Source organism: Bradyrhizobium sp. CCGB12 (genome assembly GCF_024199845.1).
Lineage (GTDB): Bacteria > Pseudomonadota > Alphaproteobacteria > Rhizobiales > Xanthobacteraceae > Bradyrhizobium.
The window spans coordinates 3,564,488-3,582,963 of record NZ_JANADO010000001.1; the positions used below are offsets into that span (position 1 = coordinate 3,564,488).

General features: G+C 62.7%; 17 protein-coding genes. 11 read left to right on the forward strand and 6 right to left on the reverse strand.

Translation table 11 applies throughout. The annotated features are described in order from the left end of the window. Positions 1 to 73: 73 nt before the first annotated feature. The 3 genes from gor to rpiA are packed head-to-tail and all read right to left on the reverse strand — an operon-like array spanning position 74 to position 2,761. Complete coding sequence (gor, locus tag NLM27_RS17200; RefSeq protein ID WP_254144435.1) at positions 74 to 1,462, reverse strand: glutathione-disulfide reductase; 1,389 nt, start codon at positions 1,460 to 1,462, stop codon at positions 74 to 76. 46 nt (positions 1,463 to 1,508) lie between these two features. Beyond that, complete coding sequence (locus NLM27_RS17205) at positions 1,509 to 2,045, reverse strand: DUF2059 domain-containing protein (RefSeq protein ID WP_254144436.1); 537 nt, start codon at positions 2,043 to 2,045, stop codon at positions 1,509 to 1,511. Next, positions 2,042 to 2,761: a ribose-5-phosphate isomerase RpiA gene (gene rpiA, locus NLM27_RS17210; RefSeq protein ID WP_254144437.1), complete on the reverse strand. Its 720-nt coding sequence runs from the start codon at positions 2,759 to 2,761 to the stop codon at positions 2,042 to 2,044. Before rpiA ends, NLM27_RS17205 begins: the two co-directional genes overlap by 4 nt. Positions 2,762 to 2,930: 169 nt before the next feature. Here rpiA and NLM27_RS17215 point away from each other — a divergent pair, with 169 nt between their 5' ends. The 6 genes from NLM27_RS17215 (at position 2,931) to NLM27_RS17240 (ending at position 9,274) form a co-directional block, all read left to right on the forward strand. Next, positions 2,931 to 3,605 carry an HAD family hydrolase gene (locus NLM27_RS17215; RefSeq protein WP_254144438.1) on the forward strand — a complete coding sequence of 225 codons (675 nt, stop codon included), beginning with the start codon at positions 2,931 to 2,933 and terminating at the stop codon, positions 3,603 to 3,605. A 154-nt stretch (positions 3,606 to 3,759) separates the two neighbouring features. Next, positions 3,760 to 4,254 (forward strand): hypothetical protein, encoded by a 495-nt coding sequence (locus tag NLM27_RS17220; protein ID WP_254144439.1) that lies wholly within the window; start codon positions 3,760 to 3,762, stop codon positions 4,252 to 4,254. Positions 4,255 to 4,386: 132 nt separating this feature from the next. Further along, the gene (gene moaA, locus NLM27_RS17225; protein WP_254144440.1) at positions 4,387 to 5,439 is read left to right on the forward strand and encodes a GTP 3',8-cyclase MoaA; all 1,053 of its coding nucleotides are present in this window, start codon (positions 4,387 to 4,389) and stop codon (positions 5,437 to 5,439) included. Between the two features lie 287 nt (positions 5,440 to 5,726). Next, positions 5,727 to 6,266 (forward strand): TRAP transporter small permease subunit, encoded by a 540-nt coding sequence (locus tag NLM27_RS17230; protein ID WP_254144441.1) that lies wholly within the window; start codon positions 5,727 to 5,729, stop codon positions 6,264 to 6,266. Beyond that, positions 6,263 to 7,864 carry a TRAP transporter large permease subunit gene (locus NLM27_RS17235; protein WP_254144442.1) on the forward strand — a complete coding sequence of 534 codons (1,602 nt, stop codon included), beginning with the start codon at positions 6,263 to 6,265 and terminating at the stop codon, positions 7,862 to 7,864. The genes NLM27_RS17230 and NLM27_RS17235 overlap by 4 nt, the downstream gene beginning before the upstream one ends. Before the next feature lie 120 nt (positions 7,865 to 7,984). Continuing rightward, positions 7,985 to 9,274, forward strand: a complete 1,290-nt coding sequence (locus NLM27_RS17240; protein WP_309144749.1) for a M20/M25/M40 family metallo-hydrolase — start codon at positions 7,985 to 7,987, stop codon at positions 9,272 to 9,274. A 21-nt stretch (positions 9,275 to 9,295) separates the two neighbouring features. Here the strand turns inward: NLM27_RS17240 and NLM27_RS17245 are convergent, their stop codons facing one another. Together NLM27_RS17245 and NLM27_RS17250 are read right to left on the reverse strand one after the other, a co-directional pair. Further along, positions 9,296 to 10,684 (reverse strand): ATP-binding protein, encoded by a 1,389-nt coding sequence (locus NLM27_RS17245; RefSeq protein WP_254144444.1) that lies wholly within the window; start codon positions 10,682 to 10,684, stop codon positions 9,296 to 9,298. Position 10,685: 1 nt separating this feature from the next. After that, positions 10,686 to 11,360: a response regulator transcription factor gene (locus NLM27_RS17250; RefSeq protein ID WP_254144445.1), complete on the reverse strand. Its 675-nt coding sequence runs from the start codon at positions 11,358 to 11,360 to the stop codon at positions 10,686 to 10,688. Positions 11,361 to 11,598: 238 nt separating this feature from the next. Between NLM27_RS17250 and NLM27_RS17255 the strand changes: the two genes are divergently transcribed. After that, positions 11,599 to 12,597, forward strand: coding sequence for a dienelactone hydrolase family protein (locus NLM27_RS17255; protein ID WP_254144446.1), 999 nt, complete (start codon positions 11,599 to 11,601; stop codon positions 12,595 to 12,597). A gap of 136 nt (positions 12,598 to 12,733) precedes the next feature. Here the strand turns inward: NLM27_RS17255 and NLM27_RS43995 are convergent, their stop codons facing one another. Beyond that, positions 12,734 to 13,270, reverse strand: a complete 537-nt coding sequence (locus tag NLM27_RS43995; protein WP_375142254.1) for a 2'-5' RNA ligase family protein — start codon at positions 13,268 to 13,270, stop codon at positions 12,734 to 12,736. A 389-nt stretch (positions 13,271 to 13,659) separates the two neighbouring features. On the opposite strand from NLM27_RS43995, the gene NLM27_RS17260 reads away from it, so the two are divergent. From NLM27_RS17260 to NLM27_RS17280, 4 genes are all read left to right on the forward strand, one after another. Beyond that, positions 13,660 to 14,238 (forward strand): hypothetical protein, encoded by a 579-nt coding sequence (locus tag NLM27_RS17260; RefSeq protein ID WP_254144447.1) that lies wholly within the window; start codon positions 13,660 to 13,662, stop codon positions 14,236 to 14,238. A gap of 285 nt (positions 14,239 to 14,523) precedes the next feature. Then, entirely contained in the window at positions 14,524 to 15,450 is a 927-nt protein-coding gene (locus NLM27_RS17265; protein WP_254144448.1) for a hypothetical protein, read from the forward strand. Between the two features lie 1,338 nt (positions 15,451 to 16,788). Further along, the gene (locus NLM27_RS17275; RefSeq protein WP_028140806.1) at positions 16,789 to 17,208 is read left to right on the forward strand and encodes a CopG family transcriptional regulator; all 420 of its coding nucleotides are present in this window, start codon (positions 16,789 to 16,791) and stop codon (positions 17,206 to 17,208) included. Positions 17,209 to 17,211: 3 nt separating this feature from the next. Continuing rightward, on the forward strand, positions 17,212 to 18,402 hold the full coding sequence (locus NLM27_RS17280; RefSeq protein WP_254144449.1) for a PHB depolymerase family esterase: 1,191 nt from the start codon (positions 17,212 to 17,214) through the stop codon (positions 18,400 to 18,402). The last annotated feature ends 74 nt before the right edge of the window (positions 18,403 to 18,476 follow it).

Genomic DNA, 18,476 nt, shown 5'->3' on the forward strand with positions numbered 1-18,476 from the left:
CGTCAAGACCTCCGACGGCCCCCAAGACCCCGCGGACCAAGACCCCGCGGACCCAGACCTCACAGGGCGAAGGCTACTCCGCCGCCTGACGCACGTGGCGCGCGGTCGGCGTGCGCATGGTGACGAGTTCCTCGGCCGCGGTCGGGTGTAGCGCGATCGTGGCGTCGAAATCGGCCTTGGTCGCTTTCATCTTCACCGCGATCGCGACCGCCTGGGTGATCTCGGCGGCGGCATCGCCGACGATGTGGCAGCCCAGCACGCGATCGGTCGCGCCGTCGACGACGAGCTTCATCAACACGCGTGTGTCGCGGCCCGACATCGTCGCCTTGATGGGGCGGAACGTCGTCTTGTAGATGTCGACGTGGCTGAATTGCGCGCGCGCCTCGGTTTCCGTCAAACCAACCGTGCCGACCTCCGGCTGCGAGAACACGGCGGTCGGGATGTTGGCATGATCGACCCTGACCTCGCGCTTGCCGAACACGGTATCGGCAAAGGCATGGCCCTCGCGGATCGCCACCGGGGTCAAGTTAAAGCGGTGGGTGACGTCGCCGATCGCGTAGATGCTGTCGACCGAGCTCTTGGAGAAATGGTCGACGGCAATGCCGCCGTTCGCAGGATTGATGGCGACGTCGGCGTTCTCTAGGCCGAGATTGGCGACGTTGGGGTGGCGGCCGATCGCGAACATCACCTGATCGGAAGCGAGGCTCGAACCGTTCGACAGATGGGTGGTGAACTCCTCGTCGTGGCGGTCGACCTTGCTCACGGTGCAGCCGGTGAGGATGGTGATGCCCTGCTTCTCCATCTCGGCGCGGACATGGCTGCGAACATCCTCGTCAAAACCGCGAAGAATGTTGTCGCCGCGATAGATCACGGTGACGTCGGAACCGAAGCCGGCGAAGATGCCGGCGAATTCCAGCGCGATGTAGCCGCCGCCCTGGATCACGATCCGCTTCGGCAGCTTTTTCAGGTGGAACGCCTCGTTGGAGGAGATCACATGCTCGATGCCGGGGATCGACGCGCCGTGGTTCGGCGCACCGCCGGTGGCGATCAGGATGTATTTCGCGGTGATCCTCTTGTCGTTCTCGAGCAGGCGGACGGTGTGCTTGTCCTCGATCACCGCCCGGCTCTTGACGACCTGCGCGCCCGACTTCTCGACGTTCGTCGTGTAGGCCGCCTCCAGCCGCGCGATCTCCTTGTCCTTGTTGGCGATCAGCGTCGGCCAGTCGAAGGTGGCGGGCGGAACGGTCCAGCCGAAACCCGCGGCCTCCTCGAGCTCGTGACGGACGTGCGAGCCGATCACGAACAGCTTCTTCGGCACGCAGCCGCGGATCACGCAGGTGCCGCCCATGCGGTACTCTTCCGCGATCATCACGCGGGCGCCATGGCCGGCCGCGATGCGGGCGGCTCGCACGCCGCCCGAGCCACCGCCGATGACGAAGAGGTCGACGTCGAATTCAGCCATTGTCCACTCCGACCCCCACCAGGAATTACTGATCAGATGGGTTCTGTCAGACCTCCTTGCCACGCTTGCGCATCTCGGCGCGGAAGGCCCCCATCACGGTCTCGGCAAACTCATGGGCCCAGGAGTTCATGAAGGCCATGCTGGCCCCGATCGCGCGCGGCTCGGCCTCGATCAGCTTCTTGCCCAGCGGCGACTTGTAGAAGGTCACGAGATCCTTCAGCTCCTGCTCGGTGAACTCGTTGGCATAGATCTGCGCCATGCCGTCGCCGATCTCGCTCTGGCGGCCGGCGAGCTGCTGAGCCACGATCGGGGCGACCTCGTTGAGGTCCTTCTGGTAGTTAAGGTTCTGCTGGATCAGCGCGATCTTGGTCTTCTCGACCATGCCAGGCACGGCGCCGGCATACATCCCGCTCGCGTTCTTGATCTGCAAAATCTCCTTGGCCGCCGCAATCGCCGCAGGCGAGGCCTTCTGGGCCGGCGCAGCGGCCTTGGGCGCGGCCTGCTGCGCCATGGCCGGGGTGACCGAAAGCGCCAGTCCCACAGCGAGGGTCGCGGCCGGCAAGATTTTCAACACGTTCTTCATTCCTGGTCTCCTTTCGGCTTTCGCCGTTCAATCACGCGAATTCCTTCGCCACCCGCCAGAACGGCCGAACCGGCCAAGCCGATGAACAAGCCATGCTCGACCACGCCGGGGATGGCGCTCAACGCCTTGGCGAGACCGGGTGGATCCACGATTTGTCCGAGCTGGGCATCGACGATCCAGTGGCCGCCATCGGTGACGAAAACGTGGCCGTCTTTGGCCTTGCGGACTGCCATTTGCCCGGAAACGCCGCATTCGGCAAATGCCTTCTCGATGGCACGGCGCGTCGCGCCGAGCCCGAACGGGATCACCTCGACCGGCAGCGGAAACTTGCCGAGCGTCGGCACCCATTTGCTGTCGTCGGCGATCACGATCATGCGATCCGAGGCGGCCGCCACGATCTTCTCGCGCAGCAGCGCGCCGCCGCCGCCCTTGATCAGATTGAGCGCGGGATCGATTTCGTCGGCGCCATCGACGGTGATGTCGAGATGGTCGATATCGTCCAGCGTGGTCAGCGGCACGCCGCAGCGCATCGCGTCCGCGCGCGTCGCCTCTGAGGTCGGCACGCCGATCACCTTGAGCCCCGCGGCGACACGCTCGCCGAGCAGCTCGACGAAATGTTTCGCGGTCGAGCCGGTGCCGAGCCCGAGCTGCATGCCGTCACGCACCTCCTCGAGGGCGCGCGCTGCAGCCTGCCGCTTCAACTGGTCCATGTTCACGTATTGCGCCCGCCTTTGAATAGAGAATGCGCCGTCCGGGTTGTGGCCGGTTGCGGCGGCCTATGTAGCCTCGTTTTTCGCCGGAGAACAGGGTCTGGGAACAGGCCTATAAGCGCATCTTATGGCGTCGCCCCTTGCTTCGATGCGGCAGGGCCGGTAGCGCTTCCTCATGACCTCCCCGCACACCATCGTTTTCGATCTCGACGGCACGCTTGTGGATACGGCGCCCGACCTGATCACCGCGCTCAATCACGTGCTCGACCGCGAAGGGCTACCGCCCGTGCCGATGGCCTCGGCCCGCAACATGATCGGCGCCGGCGCCCGCAAGCTGCTCGAGCGGGGGCTGGAGGCCGAGGGCCGCACCGTCACCCCCGCCGACATGGACCGGATGACGGCGGACTTCATCGCCTATTACGCCGACCATATCGCGGTCGAATCCCGCCCATTCGAGGGGCTCGAGGCCGCGCTCGACCATTTTGCCGCGCAAGGCCATCGCCTCGCGGTCTGCACCAACAAGCTGGAATGGCTGTCGAAGCGGCTGCTGGACCAGCTTGACCTCAGCCGCCGTTTCGCGGCGATCTGCGGCGCCGACACCTTTGGCGTCCAAAAGCCCGACCCGACCATCTTTCGCGAGACCGTGGCGAGGGCGGGCGGAGAGGTCAAAGCCAGCATCATGGTCGGTGACGCCGGAACCGATGTTGGCGTCGCCCGGAGGGCGGGTGTGCCCGTGATCGGAGTCAGCTTCGGCTACACGGACGTGCCGATCGCCGAGCTGAAGCCCGACCGGCTGATCCATCACATGCGCGACCTGCCGGCCGCGGCCAGCAGCCTGATGATGGCCTAACTACCATAACATACTGAGTTAGCTCGATTATTTTGCGGAACCCCGCGTTAACCATCTATTATCTATGCGCCGCGCGCCGGTTGCCTGCCCCAAACGACGCTCCTATGGTCCGGCCGGGGATGTGGCGGTTCGTCGCAGTAGAAGTGGATGGGTTATGGGTCGTGTCATCGCGATTGCGTTAGCGGGAGCGAGCCTCCTGGGGGCAACAAGTCTCGGCGGCTGCTCCTCGATGTCCTGGGACATGTTCAAATCAGACCCGCCGACCGTCCAGGTCCGGCTCGAATCCAATCCCCCGGGTGCTGACGCCACGACATCGCTGGGTGCGGGCTGCAAGACCCCCTGCTCCGTCTCGGTTCCCGCCCCAGACGCTCCCTTTACGGTCGCTTACGCGCTGCCCAAATACCAGTCGGCGAGCATACCGGTGAATGTGATCAAGAATCCCGGCGATTTCACCACGCCGGCTTCTGTGACCACCGACCCGAATCCGGTGTTTGCGGAGCTCCAGCCGGCCACCCCGCCCAAACCGGTCCGCAAGCCGCACCGGCCGAAGAAGCCGAAACCGGCCGCAGCCGCGCCGGCCGCGGCCCCGGCCGATTCTACACCTGTTGCCGCCTCGCCGTTCCCCGATCCGAACGCGGGCACGCGCTGATCCAAGCGGCTATCCAAGCGCTGACCTACGTATACCACCCGATTGTCCTAGCCGCGTCCGATGGTTAGATTGGTTCTACGGCACCGCTGAAGCAGAGGTGCGCCCGTCGCCGTCAGTGACAAGGCATTTGGTATGAACGGACCTTCCGCGAACTCTCTCACAACGGCGAGTCCCCGCGCCGCGCTGTCGAGCGCGATGACCGATCCGTTCGGGCGGACCATCAGCTATCTGCGCGTGTCCGTCACCGACCGCTGCGACCTGCGCTGCTTCTACTGCATGTCGGAAGACATGACGTTCCTGCCCAAGGCGGACCTTCTGACGCTGGAGGAGCTTGACCGGCTTTGCTCGGCCTTCATCGCCAAGGGCGTGAAGAAGCTGCGGCTCACCGGCGGCGAGCCCTTGGTCCGCCGCAACGTGATGACGCTGGTGCGCTCGCTGTCGCGCCATTTGTCCAGCGGCGCCTTGAACGAGCTGACGCTGACCACCAACGGCACCCAGCTTGCGAAACACGCACGGGACCTCGCCGATTGCGGCGTCCGCCGCATCAACGTCTCGCTCGACACGCTCGATCCCCGGAAGTTTCGCGAGATCACCCGCTGGGGCGAGATCGACAAGGTGCTGGAAGGCATCGAGGCCGCGCGTGCCGCAGGGCTCGGCGTCAAGATCAACGCTGTGGCGCTGAAGAACCTCAACGAGGACGAGCTTCCCGAGCTGATGCGCTGGGCCCACGGCAAGGGCATGGGCCTGACGCTGATCGAGGTGATGCCGATGGGCGAGATCGGATCGGGACGGCTCGACCAATATCTGCCGCTATCGCTCGTGCGCGCCCGCCTCGCCCAGCAATTCACGCTGACAGACTTAGCCGAGACCACGGGCGGACCGGCGCGCTATGTCAGCGTCGCCGAGACCGGCGGCAAGCTCGGCTTCATCACGCCGATGACCCATAACTTCTGTGAATCCTGCAACCGGGTGCGCATCACCTGCACGGGAACGCTGCACACCTGCCTCGGTCACGAGGATGCTTCCGATTTGCGCAAACCTCTGCGTGCATCGAGCGAGGATGTGCTGCTTGCGGATGCGATCGACCGCGCCATCGGGTTGAAGCCCAAGGGCCACGATTTCATCATCGACCGCCGCCACGACCGTCCCAGCGTCAGCAGGCACATGAGCGTCACCGGCGGCTGACGGTCTGCCTCACTAACCTAAGCTTTTGACAGCGCGTCAATTTGTCCATTTTCCGATTGACGGCACGCCAAGCCGCTGGTTTGGTGCGACCGCCTTTGCTTGCCCGGCAACATAAGCCGGCCCGCCCGTTGGCGGTCGCGGTCAAGACGGCAAGGCGCGAGGGGAGGACTGACGCCGCAACGCTTTCGGAATTCGATCCATGCGGTCGTGTGCATTTTGCGCGCGAGCCGAGCGATGTGTGCTGAAGCCTTCCGTGAAGTGTAAGGCCGCGACGGAGAGAAAGTAAGATGCGTCCATTGCTGGCGCTGAGCAACGCCATCGACGCCCTCAACGAAAAGATTGGGTACGTCTGTAACCTGCTCGTGCTCCTGGCGTGCCTGGTCAGCGCGGCCAACGCCATGATCCGCTACGCCTTCAACGACTCCTCGAACGGCTGGCTGGAGCTGCAATGGTACATGTTCGCCATCATCGTGATGTTCGGATCGTCCTACACTTTCAAGCGCAATGAGCATGTGCGGGTCGAGATCTTCTACCTGACCCTGTCCGAGCGCGGCCAACTCTGGCTCGACATGATCGGCACGCTGTTCTTCCTGATCCCCTCCTGTCTCCTGCTCGCTTATCTGTCCTGGCCGTTTTTCATGCAGGCCTATAGCGTCGGCGAGATGTCGGCCAATGCCGGCGGCCTGATCCGCTGGCCGATCAAGTTCGTGATTCCCGCCGGCTTCGTCATGCTGGCGCTCCAGGGTGTTTCCGAGGTCATCAAGCGTATGGCGGCTCTCCAGGGCTATGTGACGATCGACGCCAAGTATGAGAGGCCGACCCAATGATTACGCTGGAGATGATGCCGCCGTTGATGTTCGGCGGCCTGGTTCTGGCGATGCTGATCGGCTTCCCCGTTGCGTTCACGCTGGCGGCCGTCGGCCTGTCCTTCGGCTTTCTCGCCATCCATCTCGGCTTCTTCGATCTCAACTTCCTCCAGGCGATCCCCGGCCGCGTGTTCGGCAGCGTGCTCTCCAACGAGCTCCTGCTCGCGATCCCGTTCTTCACTTTCATGGGCGCCATATTGGAGAGATGCGGACTTGCTGAGGACATGCTGGATTCGATGGGCCAGCTGTTCGGCCCGGTCCGCGGCGGCCTCGGCTATTCCGTCATCATCGTCGGCTTCATCCTGGGCGCCATCACCGGCACGGTGGCGGCACAGGTGATCGCCATGGCGCTGATCTCGATGCCGGTGATGATCCGCTACGGCTACAACATGCGCTACATCACCGGCGTGTTGGCTGCCTCCGGCACGATCACGCAGCTCGTACCGCCGTCGCTGGTACTGATCGTGCTCGCCGACCAGCTCGGCAAGTCGGTCGGCGACATGTATCTCGGCGCCTGGGGCCCCTCGGTGTTCCAGATCATGCTGTTCGCCGGCTATACCTTCGTCCTCGGCCTGATCAAGCCGGGCCACGTGCCGCCGGTGCCGAAAGAGGCCCGTACGCTGACCGGCTGGGCGCTGTGGAAGAAGTGCCTGATGGGCATCATCCCCTCGGCCGTGCTGATCTTCGTCGTACTCGGCACCATGATGATGGGCCTTGCCACGCCGACCGAAGCCGGCGCGATGGGGGCCGTGGGCGCGATCGTGCTCGCCGCGATCCACCACAAGGACTTCTCCTCGACCGACAACAAGGTGTTGATCATCGGCGTGATCGCCGCCGGCATCGGCACCATCATCGCGATTTTGTTCAGCGAGAATTTGATCTTCAAGCTCGCCTTCGCGGTGACCTATCTGGCGGTGGCGTGGATCTGCATCCGGGCCGCGCGCATCCCCGACCTGCGCGACCTGATCACGCAAGGGTACCAGTCCACCATGCGCCTCACCTGCATGGTCACCTTCATCCTGATCGGGTCGACCTGCTTCTCGGTGGTATTCCTCGGCGTCTCCGGCGGTGTCTGGCTTGAGCACCTCCTGACCTCGCTGCCCGGCGGGGTCTGGGGCTTCCTGATCTTCATCAATCTCTTCATCTTCTTCCTGGCGTTCTTCCTCGACTTCTTCGAGATCGCCTTCATCATCCTGCCGATGATCGCGCCGATCGCGCAGAAGATTCTCGCCCCCGTGGTGGGACCGGACGCTGCGCTGATCTGGTTCGGCGTGATGCTGTGCGTGAACATGCAGACCTCGTTCCTGCATCCGCCGTTCGGCTTTGCGCTGTTCTACCTGCGCGGCGTCGCGCCGAAGGAAGTGAAGAGCTCCGACATCTACTGGGGCGCGATGCCCTGGATCGGCCTCCAGATGATCATGGTGTTGCTGGTGATCATCTTCCCGTCCGTGGTCACGGGCCTGCTCGACAAGCCCCTCAATGTCGATCTCGACAAGGTCAAGATCGAGGTGCCGCAGATCGAGCTGCCTCCGCTGGATCTCGGGCCGCCGCAGCAATAGCTGTCACCGCCCTCGCCGTCGTGTTCCGCCTTGGCGGAGCATGACGCGCGCGCCGCGGCACGTGACAATCGCGACAAACGCAGGCATACCGGCCCATCCTCCAACCTGTGGACGCCGCTCATGCCTCGATCGCACCAAGCTCCTTCGCTCGTTGCTCCGTTGATGGCCTCTCTCTGGCTGGCTTGTGCCGCGACAATGGCGCACGCGGAACCGGTGACCGATGTCCATGCGCTTGCGCAAAAGGAGCAGCAGCCGCTGCTCGACACGCTGCGCGATCTCGTCAACATCGAATCCGGCAGCAAGGACATCGACGGCCTGAACCAGATCGCCGAGCGCGTCGCCGGCCAGCTCAGGCAGCTCGGCGGCACGGTGGAGATTCTGCAACCCACCGACATCTACCGCCTCGACGATACGCCCGACAAGATCGGCCCGGCCGTGCACGCCACGTTCAAGGGGACCGGCAGCAAGAAGATCATGCTGATTGCCCACATGGACACGGTCTACCTGAAGGGCATGCTGAAGGACCAGCCATTCCGCATCGACGGCGACAGGGCCTACGGTCTCGGCATTGCCGACGACAAGCAGGGCGTCGCGCTCATTCTCCATAGCGTGGCGATGCTGCAGAAACTGAACTTCAAGGATTACGGCACGCTCACGGTGCTCACCAACGGCGACGAAGAAATCTCCTCGCCCGGCTGGCGCAGCACCATCACCAAATTCGCCTCGGATCAGGATGTGGTGTTCTCCTTCGAAGGCGGCGGCACCGACGGCACGCTGCGGCTCGCCACCAGCGGCATCGGCTCGGCCTATCTCACGGTGCGAGGCAAGTCGTCCCATGCCGGCTCGCGGCCCGAGGGCGGCATCAATGCGCTGTACGAGCTCTCGCACCAGGTGCTCCAAATGAAGGACCTGTCCAGGCCCGAGCAGGGCCTGAAGCTGAACTGGACGGTCTCCAAGGCCGGCACCAATCGCAACGTGATCCCTGCCGACGCCACGGCCCAGGCCGATGCGCGCGCGCTCAAGGTGTCGGATTTCGACGAGTTGCAGAAGGCACTGCAGGACAAGATCAAAAATCGCCTGCTTCCCGACTCCAAGGTCGAGCTGAAGTTCGAGGTGCGCCGCCCGCCGTTAGAGGCCAACGACGCCTCGCGCCGCGTGGCGGCCTACGGCAAGATGATCTATGGGGAGATCGGACTGTCCCTCAAGGTCGACGAGAAGGCGACCGGCGGCGGCACCGACGCCGCGTTTGCCGCGCTTAAAACCAACGGCGCCGTGGTGGAAGGCATGGGCCTGTCGGGCTTCGGCGCGCATTCCAACGATGCCGAATACGTGCAGCTCAACAGCATCGTGCCGCGTCTTTATCTGACGACGCGTATGATCATGGATCTGTCCACTGGCAAGCTGAAATAGCCGACGCTTTCCGTCTCGCCGCTATCGCGGCGAACCGCCTTCCCCCCCAAGTGGAGAGGGTGAAGAGACCGCCTTCTCCGCCAGCCGAAACCGCAGCGTGAACTCCGCGCCGCCCCCGGGGAGATTTTCCACCGCGACCGTCGCGGCGTGATCGTCGGCGACGCCGCGCACGATCGAAAGTCCCAGGCCCGCACCGTCGCTGCGCTGGCGGTCACGGCGCCAGAAGCGCTGGAAGATCAACTCGCGCTCGGCCTCCGCAATGCCCGGGCCGCAATCGCGCACCCGCACCGAGCCGTCCTCGCCGACCTCGACATCCACGGAAGTGTCCTTGGCCGTGAACTTGATGGCGTTTTCGGCAAGGTTGAAGATCGCGCGCTGAAGCATCTCCGCATTGCCGTGGATCATGACCGGCGCGTCGGTGCCCTTCAGTGCGATGTCCTTGTGCTGCGCGATCGCGAACGGGGCGATCGCGCCGACCACCTCGGCGCAGACGGCGCGCAAGTCCGTGGTCTCGCCGGGATCGAGCACCAGCGTGTCGAGCTCGGCGATCTCCAGCAACTGGGCGACGATGCGGCTCATGGCTTCGATGTCGCCATGCAGCGCCTGCCGTGCCGCCCCGTCGCCGAGCGTCTCGATCCGCGTACGCAGGATCGTGAGCGGCGTGCGCAGTTGATGCGCGGCGTCGGCCGTGAACTGCCGCTGCACCCGGAAGCCGTCCTCGAGGCGGTCGAGCGCCTGGTTCACCGCGGTCACGAGCGGCATGATCTCACGCGGAATCTGCTCCGTCGGCAGGCGGATGTGGGTACGCGCCGGGCCGATATTGCTGGCTTCCTCGGAGGCCTTCCACAGCGGGGCGATCGCGCGGCGGAAGATGATGATGTCGGTTGCGAGCAGGACCAGCAGGATCGGGATGGTGATCCACCCGACTCGCCGAAAGAAATTCGAGACGATGTCGTCGATGATGACGTCGCGATGCGCGAGATCCTCGGCGACCTGGACGCGCACCCGCTTGCCGTCGATGATCCGGGTGTAGCCGGCGCCGGAAATCGTCTCGGACGGCCGAAGCGCCGCGGCGCCCGGCCGCCGGTGCGAGGAAAACAGCAACCGGCCTTCGCCATCGCGGATGTCGTATTGATAGCGGCCGTAAGCGTCCGAATAGAGCCCGCGCAGGCTGTCGGGCAGGTTGAACGTCAGCGAGCCGTCCGGCTGGGCGACGATGCGTTCCGCCAGCACCTCGGCCTGGGCGCGCATGCCGTCGTGGTGCAACTGGTCGATCTCGGAATTGAGCAGCCAGAACAGCACCAGCGGCAGGACGATCGCGACCATCGCGACCGCCACGATATGCAGGAATACGATCCGCCAGATCAGCGATTTGAACGTGAACGATCTGGCATGGCCGCCGGCAGCCACGCTATTTTTCCTCGGCCATGAGATAGCCGACCCCGCGGATGGTGTGGATCACCACCCTGGCGCCGTGCTCGGCGAGCTGCTTGCGCAGCCGCGAGACGTAGACCTCGACGGCGTTGGAGGCGACCTCGCCCTCGAGCCCGAAGATGTGGTCCTCGACGTTCTTCTTCGGCACCACCCGCCCCTGCCGGCGCAGCAGGATCTCCAGCACCGAGGTCTCGCGCGCCGAGATGATCCGCGGCTGGTCGTCGACGAAGATCTGGCGGCTCTCGGTGTCGTAGACGAGGTTGGCAAGGCGCAGCGAGCGGCCCAGCAGCTGGCCCGGCCGGCGCAGGATCGCCTCCAGCCGCGCCACCAGTTCCTCCATCGCGAACGGCTTTGCGAGATAATCGTCGGCGCCGCTACGCAGGCCGGTAACCCGGTCCTGCAAGCCGCCACGCGCGGTCAGCACCAGCACCGGCAGCGGCTCCATCTGCCGGCGCAGCTCGCGCAGCACCGACAGGCCGTCGCCGTCGGGCAGACCGAGGTCGAGGATCATCGCGGCATAGCTGACGCTGCTCACCGCCTCGCGCGCCTCGGCCGCGCTGCCGACGATGTCGCTCTCATAGCCGGCCGCCGCCAGCCCGCCGGCCACGAGCCGCGACAGCTCGACATTGTCCTCGACGATCAGAAGGCGCATCAAAGTCCCGCCGGATGTTCCGGTGTCACGCGCGGCTCGCGCCGCATCTAGCGCTCTTTTCCAGCATTCGGGGCGCCGCGGCCAGCGGAAAAAGCGCCTGTCCGATCGCCCTCTTGTCAGGTTCGTGTAAGCCACGGCGAGGCATCAGCTCGTAGGATGGGTTTCGCTGCGCGCTACCCGTCCTACAGACTGATCCGCTCCAAACGAGACTCTCCGCAAACCCTAACGAGAGCAACGCATGCACATCCCGAGGTTCGCACTCGCCTCCGCATTCTGCCTGGCGGCGACGCTCGCCCACGCGGCCGGCTTTCGTTTCATCAAGGTGCCGGCCGGGGCCGGCTTTCCGGCGTTGCAGGCGGCCGTGTGGTCTCCCTGTCAGGAGCAGGCCGGCGAAGTGAAGCTTCGCGCGATCACTCTGCCTGGGACGCAAAACTGCGCGGTCTCTGGTGAAAAGCTGCCCTTGATCGTGATCTCGCATGGCTTTGGAGGAGATTTCGCCGGCCATCATGATACGGCCGAGGTGCTCGCCGATGGCGGCTTCGTCGTTGCCGCGCTCGACCATCCGGTCGACGCCGGCGGCGGCGACATGAGCCGTGCGGACACGCTGGCCGCATTGACGGAGCGTCCGGCCGACGTCACGAGATTGATCGACCATATGCTCACCGCGTGGTCCGATCATGCGAAGCTCGACCGCGACCATGGCGGGTTCTTTGGTTTTTCCAGGGGCGGCTACACCGGCCTGGTGGTCGCGGGCGCCAATCCCGATCTGCGAAAGGCCATCGCCCTGTGCCCGGAAAATTCTCCGAAACCCAGCTGCGCAGAGCTGCGACGAAACGAGATCCCGGTACAGGCCTTCGCGCATGATCCGCGCGTCAAGGCCCTCGTCATTGCCGATCCCGCGTTCGGTCCATTGTTCGGCCGGGACGCCTTGAAGGACGCAACAATCCCGATTCAGCTTTGGGCGTCGGCGCTGAGTGGAGAGGATAAAACCGGCGGCGAGGTCACGCTGGACTATGTTTCAGTGATTGAGCACGACCTGCCGGTCAGACCCGACTATCATCTCGTGCCGAACGCTGGCCATTTTGCATTCCTTCCGCCCTGCACGCCGGGCTTGGCGAAGAAGCGTCCCGACGTCTGCACCGACAGGCCGGGGTTCGACCGTGCCGCCTTTCACGCGCAGTTCAACGCTGCCGCACTGGCCTTCTTCCGAAAACATCTGGTGAGCGCTGGTCCGTAGCTCGCGGGATGGGACTCGCAAAGCGAGAGCCATCCCAGGTCTCCATCATGTCGCCGATATCTTGGTAAGTTTCCTACCCGTGGGCTACCTCGGATGATCGCCTCATCGAGGTGATGCGCGTCGATTTATCGAACTTTCATTGGGGCAAAGCGGCTCCGAGCGCCGAACTGTACAGCACTTCGACAGGGCGGAAGCGCACTAACTCCACTCGGTCGAGAAAGCCTCTGACTGGCTCCCAGCTGGACAGGAGAGCCCTGAGAGCCGGCCTCGGGTCAGGCAAGGCACCCGACAATGTGACGTGAGGCACCCAAGCTCCCGGTCGATAATGCGCATGAACCTTAAGATCGGGAAGTGCAGTTTGTATTGCCTGATGCCGTGCAAGCAACGCGGGCGTCACAACGGGCACTGCCCATAGAACGGTATTGTCGCCCGGAAAGGCACCCAATCCGCACAAATTAACCGGAAGAGCCTCCCAATTTTGGGACGTATCTTCAAGCGCGGTGCGTAGCCTCTTGAGGGGTGTTTCGTCCGGGTAGATCGCAAGCGTAATATGCGGCGCATACCCAAGTTGGTCGCGATCGGCGTCGATTCCGTCGGACGCAAGCTTGCGCCACATCCCCTCGATAGGGACAGCGCTCATGGGATCAAAGCAGAGCGTGATGGCGAACGGCATGGGCGCGATACTAACCGCGCTTACCCGCCCGCAGCAACTCGCTCGGTGAATGCAGGGGAACGTTGCTGTCGGTCCGCTCTGGCTCAATCGCGTCGGTCGGGCCAGGGGTATGGTGGAGAGTGACCAAATGGAAGGTTATGCATGGGCGCTATCATCCGGCGCCTAAGAGGAGCCGAAGCTTGAATCACAGGGGGCTGACCGGGCGCAACGCTTCCGGGCATGCCTCAGTCGGACGCTTACGGGTAAGAGCGGACATCAGCCAGCCGACAATCTCCGCTGAAACCATCGAAAATGGACCCAAAGCGGACTTTCGGCCGCAATCCTCTTTGTTAGGGATTGCTGAATAGCCTCTGGGCGCATAACGAGCCGGGTTAGTTCGAGGTTGTTAAATGCTAAGCGTGATGCGAAACGCGGCTGTAGGAGCGCTCATATACGAATTTCTATTCGACATTTACCGGCTGATCGAAGCTGAGCGGGCGCATAACCTGTGGCTCCCTGACGAAGATGGTGTGCTGCGCGAAGCCTTCTGCCATAATTCCACGAGCTGCTGGGAGTGGAGCACTTCCGTCCTGGAGGAGGCCGGCGTCACCAAGCCCCTCCAATCGCCCCCATCCGCTCTCGAGTTCATTAAGCCTGACCCGAACATGAGGAGTGCGTATAGCTACCCCTTGATGACCTTGGACGAATGTAACGTCGCAGACTTTTCAGCGTTCGAGACCTTCGACAACTATTGCTACGCAATGTTCACCTTCTGGCAATTGGTCGGTCAAATGTCGGGGCGCGACGATGCCATCAATCTCGCCGTTCTGTCTCCCCGCTTCTTGGAAGCCGTAGCAACCAAGGACGATATCTTCGTGTTCGAGGGTGTTTATCGCGCTAGAATTAGAGAGGATCGCTTCGAGCAAAAGGTGATGATGCGTTGGCGCGAGATGGATCTGCGCGTTTTTCGACGCAAGGAACGTGCGTGAGATATGCCGCCTTCAGTTCTGAAGCATCAGTTCCGCTTCTGGCCCAGAAGCAGACCTTTGCCAGCAGCGGCCTTTCATGGTTTTTTAACCCAAACCGCGCTGGCGTCGGCCGTAAAAAGTTCATCAACCTCCGCGTGAGATAGCATTTGATGCACCGGCCAAATGCTTGTCCCATCGGAACCTCATCGTTTGCGCAAGTTCGTAATAGTAGTTGTTGGTCTCCTGATACTCGCCGTCGGGACGATTGTGGCGCTGCCTAACGTGCTATCGGTCCTGCGAAAACCGATGTCGCAGACCTACATCGCAGACAACGGCTACTTCTACCGACTGAAGGCAACCTTCGGGGTGAAGGAGAGCGGAGAAGAGCTTTCTTTCGATTACGTCGTAGCCTGCAATCTTAGGGTAACGCGGTGGCGATCTGGAGGATCGTCGGACGACTCAAGCATCAGTCCGAAGGCGATGATTATGGCGACTCGCGACGGGCATGCCGTAATGATCCGGACCCTGCACCTTTGCAGCGGCCCAACCACCGAGAACGGAATGGTTCCACCAGATGTTCTGCCGCTGGCGGTCTGGTTCGATGACGTGGATGATTTGTCTGCGGGTGTGGGCTATCTTTCGGAGGACGCATACGACAATCCACTTAGCCGGCTCACATTTCGCGGGGCGCGGATCGAAAGAGCGACGCGCGAGGATTGGGAGAGGTGGCGACAGTCGTCAGCGGCAGAGTACGTCCAGAAAGGGAAGCTGCCCGGCCCTTGGGGCTATAACTTCCCCAATCAAACTCCGCCTGAGCTCGGTCAGTATATCTCCACCTGCGAGACCTATCGTCGTTTCAAGCTGCCCGAGGAGTTGCGTGTCAAGCTCCGCGAGCTATGGCCACAAGACAAACGCGTTACTGGACTCTGCCGAAGGACATTGATTGGTCCCAGTTTCGCGGGATGTTCTGGCCACACATCAGCAAACGTATCTCAAGCGGCGATCTTCACAGTGGACAACCACTTCGCAGCGGACAAATCGTGCAGATCCCACCGCACGTTCCCAGCTCTTGGCCGCCTGAAATGTATCCTCTCTTGTGGCGGCGTCTCTCGTCAGCCTTTCCCATGCGGAAATCCGCTCTCGGGAACGACAGCGACTTTGTTCTCAATCTCGAATATCGGGAGGGAGCAACTAATGGCTTCGGTGCCTGCCAAGATGCACGTGACGACTTGACCTACCGAATTCCGGCATCATCAGCGGCTCCCGTTTTTAGGGTCGACGGCACAGTAATCAAGGAACTCGATCGAAAGATACCGGTGCTATCCATTCCCCAATATTTTGCGGAACGTGATGAAGCCGTGTTTCTCTGGGGTCACCAGAATTTCTGAGATCAAAATTCGTCTGCTCTGGGTCCCATTTGCGACATGCCAGGGTGGTCTGAAGTTGTCCGTTCACAGGGGTAGACCGAAAGAGAACCGCACGCGACCGAAATGACGCGATTGACCCGAAGCGGGCTTCGCGGGCATCGGGCAATCACGTTCCCGAATGGCCTGAGTTCACCAGTGTTCCCATTGGGCGCGGGGCATTGTGCTTATTTGACCCCCGATGACGTACACCCGACTCGGAGAGGCCGCGACACCCGCGCCGTCGTGATGAGGAAGTACAGCTCTATGCCATCGACGTGCTCGCGCTGGGCGGCGAGGATCTGCGGCCGCTGCCGCTCTCGATGCGCTTCCCCGGAAAATGTAGGCTCAAAAGCAATTGAAGAAGTCGCCGCTGAGATTCATTGACGCAGTCGCCGGCTGTTTGCGGCCATTCGAAATTCGCCGTACGTACAGTCTAGCGGCAAATTCATCCGTTTAAGCTTCCATCGGGCGAGAAAGTAGGAAACGGTGACGGTCGTTATTAACAACGTGATGGTTGTCGTCCACGTATCCCTAAAGAAGAGCAATTGGGAGACCGCAGTACCAATTCCGCATGCCGTAGCTGAACCGGCAGCGAAAGGCAGATCATCCAGATACTTCGCCATCATCGACCATCAATCTGAATCGGCATCATGCTCATGGGCAGGAAACAGTTAGGAGAGACGATCACAACGCGAGTGCGTATTTTCGTGTTCGTTGGCAACACCCTGGACCCTTCCCAATGAGCAGCGTTGCTCCCTCGCTTGCGAGACGCGCCGCTCCGTTCGATGCTGGCCTGAAGTCTGACATCCAGCGAGCGGACCTCGCCAGGAAACGCCATCCACCTGAGCGATCCGCCGAGAGCTACCGCCCTACGCCCTGAGATTGCATCGTAGACAGCCGCAACACTACCACAAAGGCTGCTCGCGTTACCGCCCCTCCTCAAAAGTGAGGCAGCTCAGTTGGCGGCTCTCTTTCCTTGTGATGTCGGCTGATGGATCAAAGAGACGTCGGCTGTCGGCCGCGAAGCTGACGAGAAGCGGATTTTGCCTCGTCTGCCGCTTGTGATCCCAAAGCTGCCCTTCGCCCCGCCCTTGAAAGGCGCTTGGGAGCATCTAGATAACATCCATACACCATCCAATGGGATGGTAAAAATGGATGGTTAGCTATGGCCGATAATGTGCGCGAGCTACGACCCAAGGCCCCCGACACCGAGAAGATCACCATCAACCTTGGCTATGTCGACCTCGGTCATGTCGATCTCATGGTGCAGGAAGGGTTCTATTCGAACCGGACCGATTTCATCCGGACAGCAATTCGGAACCAGCTCGAGCGCCACGTAGAGGTCGTCAGACAATCCACGGCCCGGAAGAACCTGGACCTCGGACTGCGCAACTACACTCGCGAGGATCTCGAAGCGGCGCGGCGCGCCGGCGAAATGCTGCAGATCAATGTTTTGGGCTTAGCCACCATCGCCCAGGACGTCACTCCCGAGTTGGCTCGCGCCACAATCGCGTCGGTCTCGGTGCTGGGGGCCCTTCACGCCACTCCCGCGGTCAAGGCCGCTCTCGCCGACAGAACGAGGTGAACGATGCTGAATCAAGACATAGTCCGCGAAGCAACCCGCCTCACGCGTGCCGGCCAACTGGTCGAGGCCACCGCGCTCCTGCAGCGCATGCTCCACGGCGGTAGCGCTCCAAAACCAGAGCATCGCAACGCCGCTCAGGCTCGACTCCCGCGGCTCGATCCGCTTACCATCGACGCCACGTCGGACGTCGTCGGGGAGCGGGAAGCTCCGCAGATCTCGCCGGCCCGCTCTGCTCAGGGACGCAGGCGCTCCTTACCGCTCGACGGCATGCGGGACTTTTCCGGGCTCGGCCTGCGAAGTCCGATCACGCGCGCTCCTCTGTCCCCATCGGACATCGTGCCCGAGGGCACACGGTTTATCGCCGGTACCTTCAGTAACGCCGCGGGAAGCCGGACCTACAAGCTGTTCATCCCAAGCCGCTGTCGGGGACAACGGCTTCCCCTGATTGTCATGCTTCATGGCTGCACCCAGTCGCCGGACGATTTCGCGGCCGGCACCCGGATGAACTTCCTGGCGGAAGAGCAGAATTGCTTCGTGGTCTATCCTGAGCAGCCGAGCGGAGCCAACCATTCGAAGTGCTGGAACTGGTTTCGCACGGGCGACCAGCGCCGCGGCGGGGGCGAGCCCTCGATGATCGCCGGCATTACCCGCCAGATCATGCGCGACCATGCGATCGATCCGAAGCGCGTATACGTCGCGGGACTGTCGGCCGGCGGGGCCGCCGCCGCCATCATGGGCGCAACGTATAGCGACCTGTATGCGGCGGTCGGTATTCATTCAGGCCTCGCGTGCGGAGCCGCGAGCGATCTTCCCTCCGCGTTCGTCGCCATGCGGCAGGGAGGCGGCTCCAAGGCAATTGCAGATGGCAAAACTTCTGTGCCGACCATCGTTTTCCATGGCGATCGCGACACTACGGTGCATCCAAAGAATGGCGATCAGATAATCGAGCAGTCCGCCAGGGCAACGAGGCCGACGGCGAAGGTACTTCGCGGACGCGTAACCCACGGCCATGCCTATACTCGCACCGTCCTGATCGACGGCGCGGGTCGGGCGATCGCCGAACACTGGAACATCGATGGCGCCGGACACGCGTGGTCAGGCGGCAGCCCCACCGGATCCTACACTGATCCGCAAGGACCGGATGCGACGAGGGAAATGCTGCGCTTCTTCCTCGAGCATTCGCTCGGTGGGTAATCTGGCTTCACCCCCGACCCGAAGCTACCGGCACCGACAATGTCCTCCGGACGATAGGGCTGCTGCAACATCAG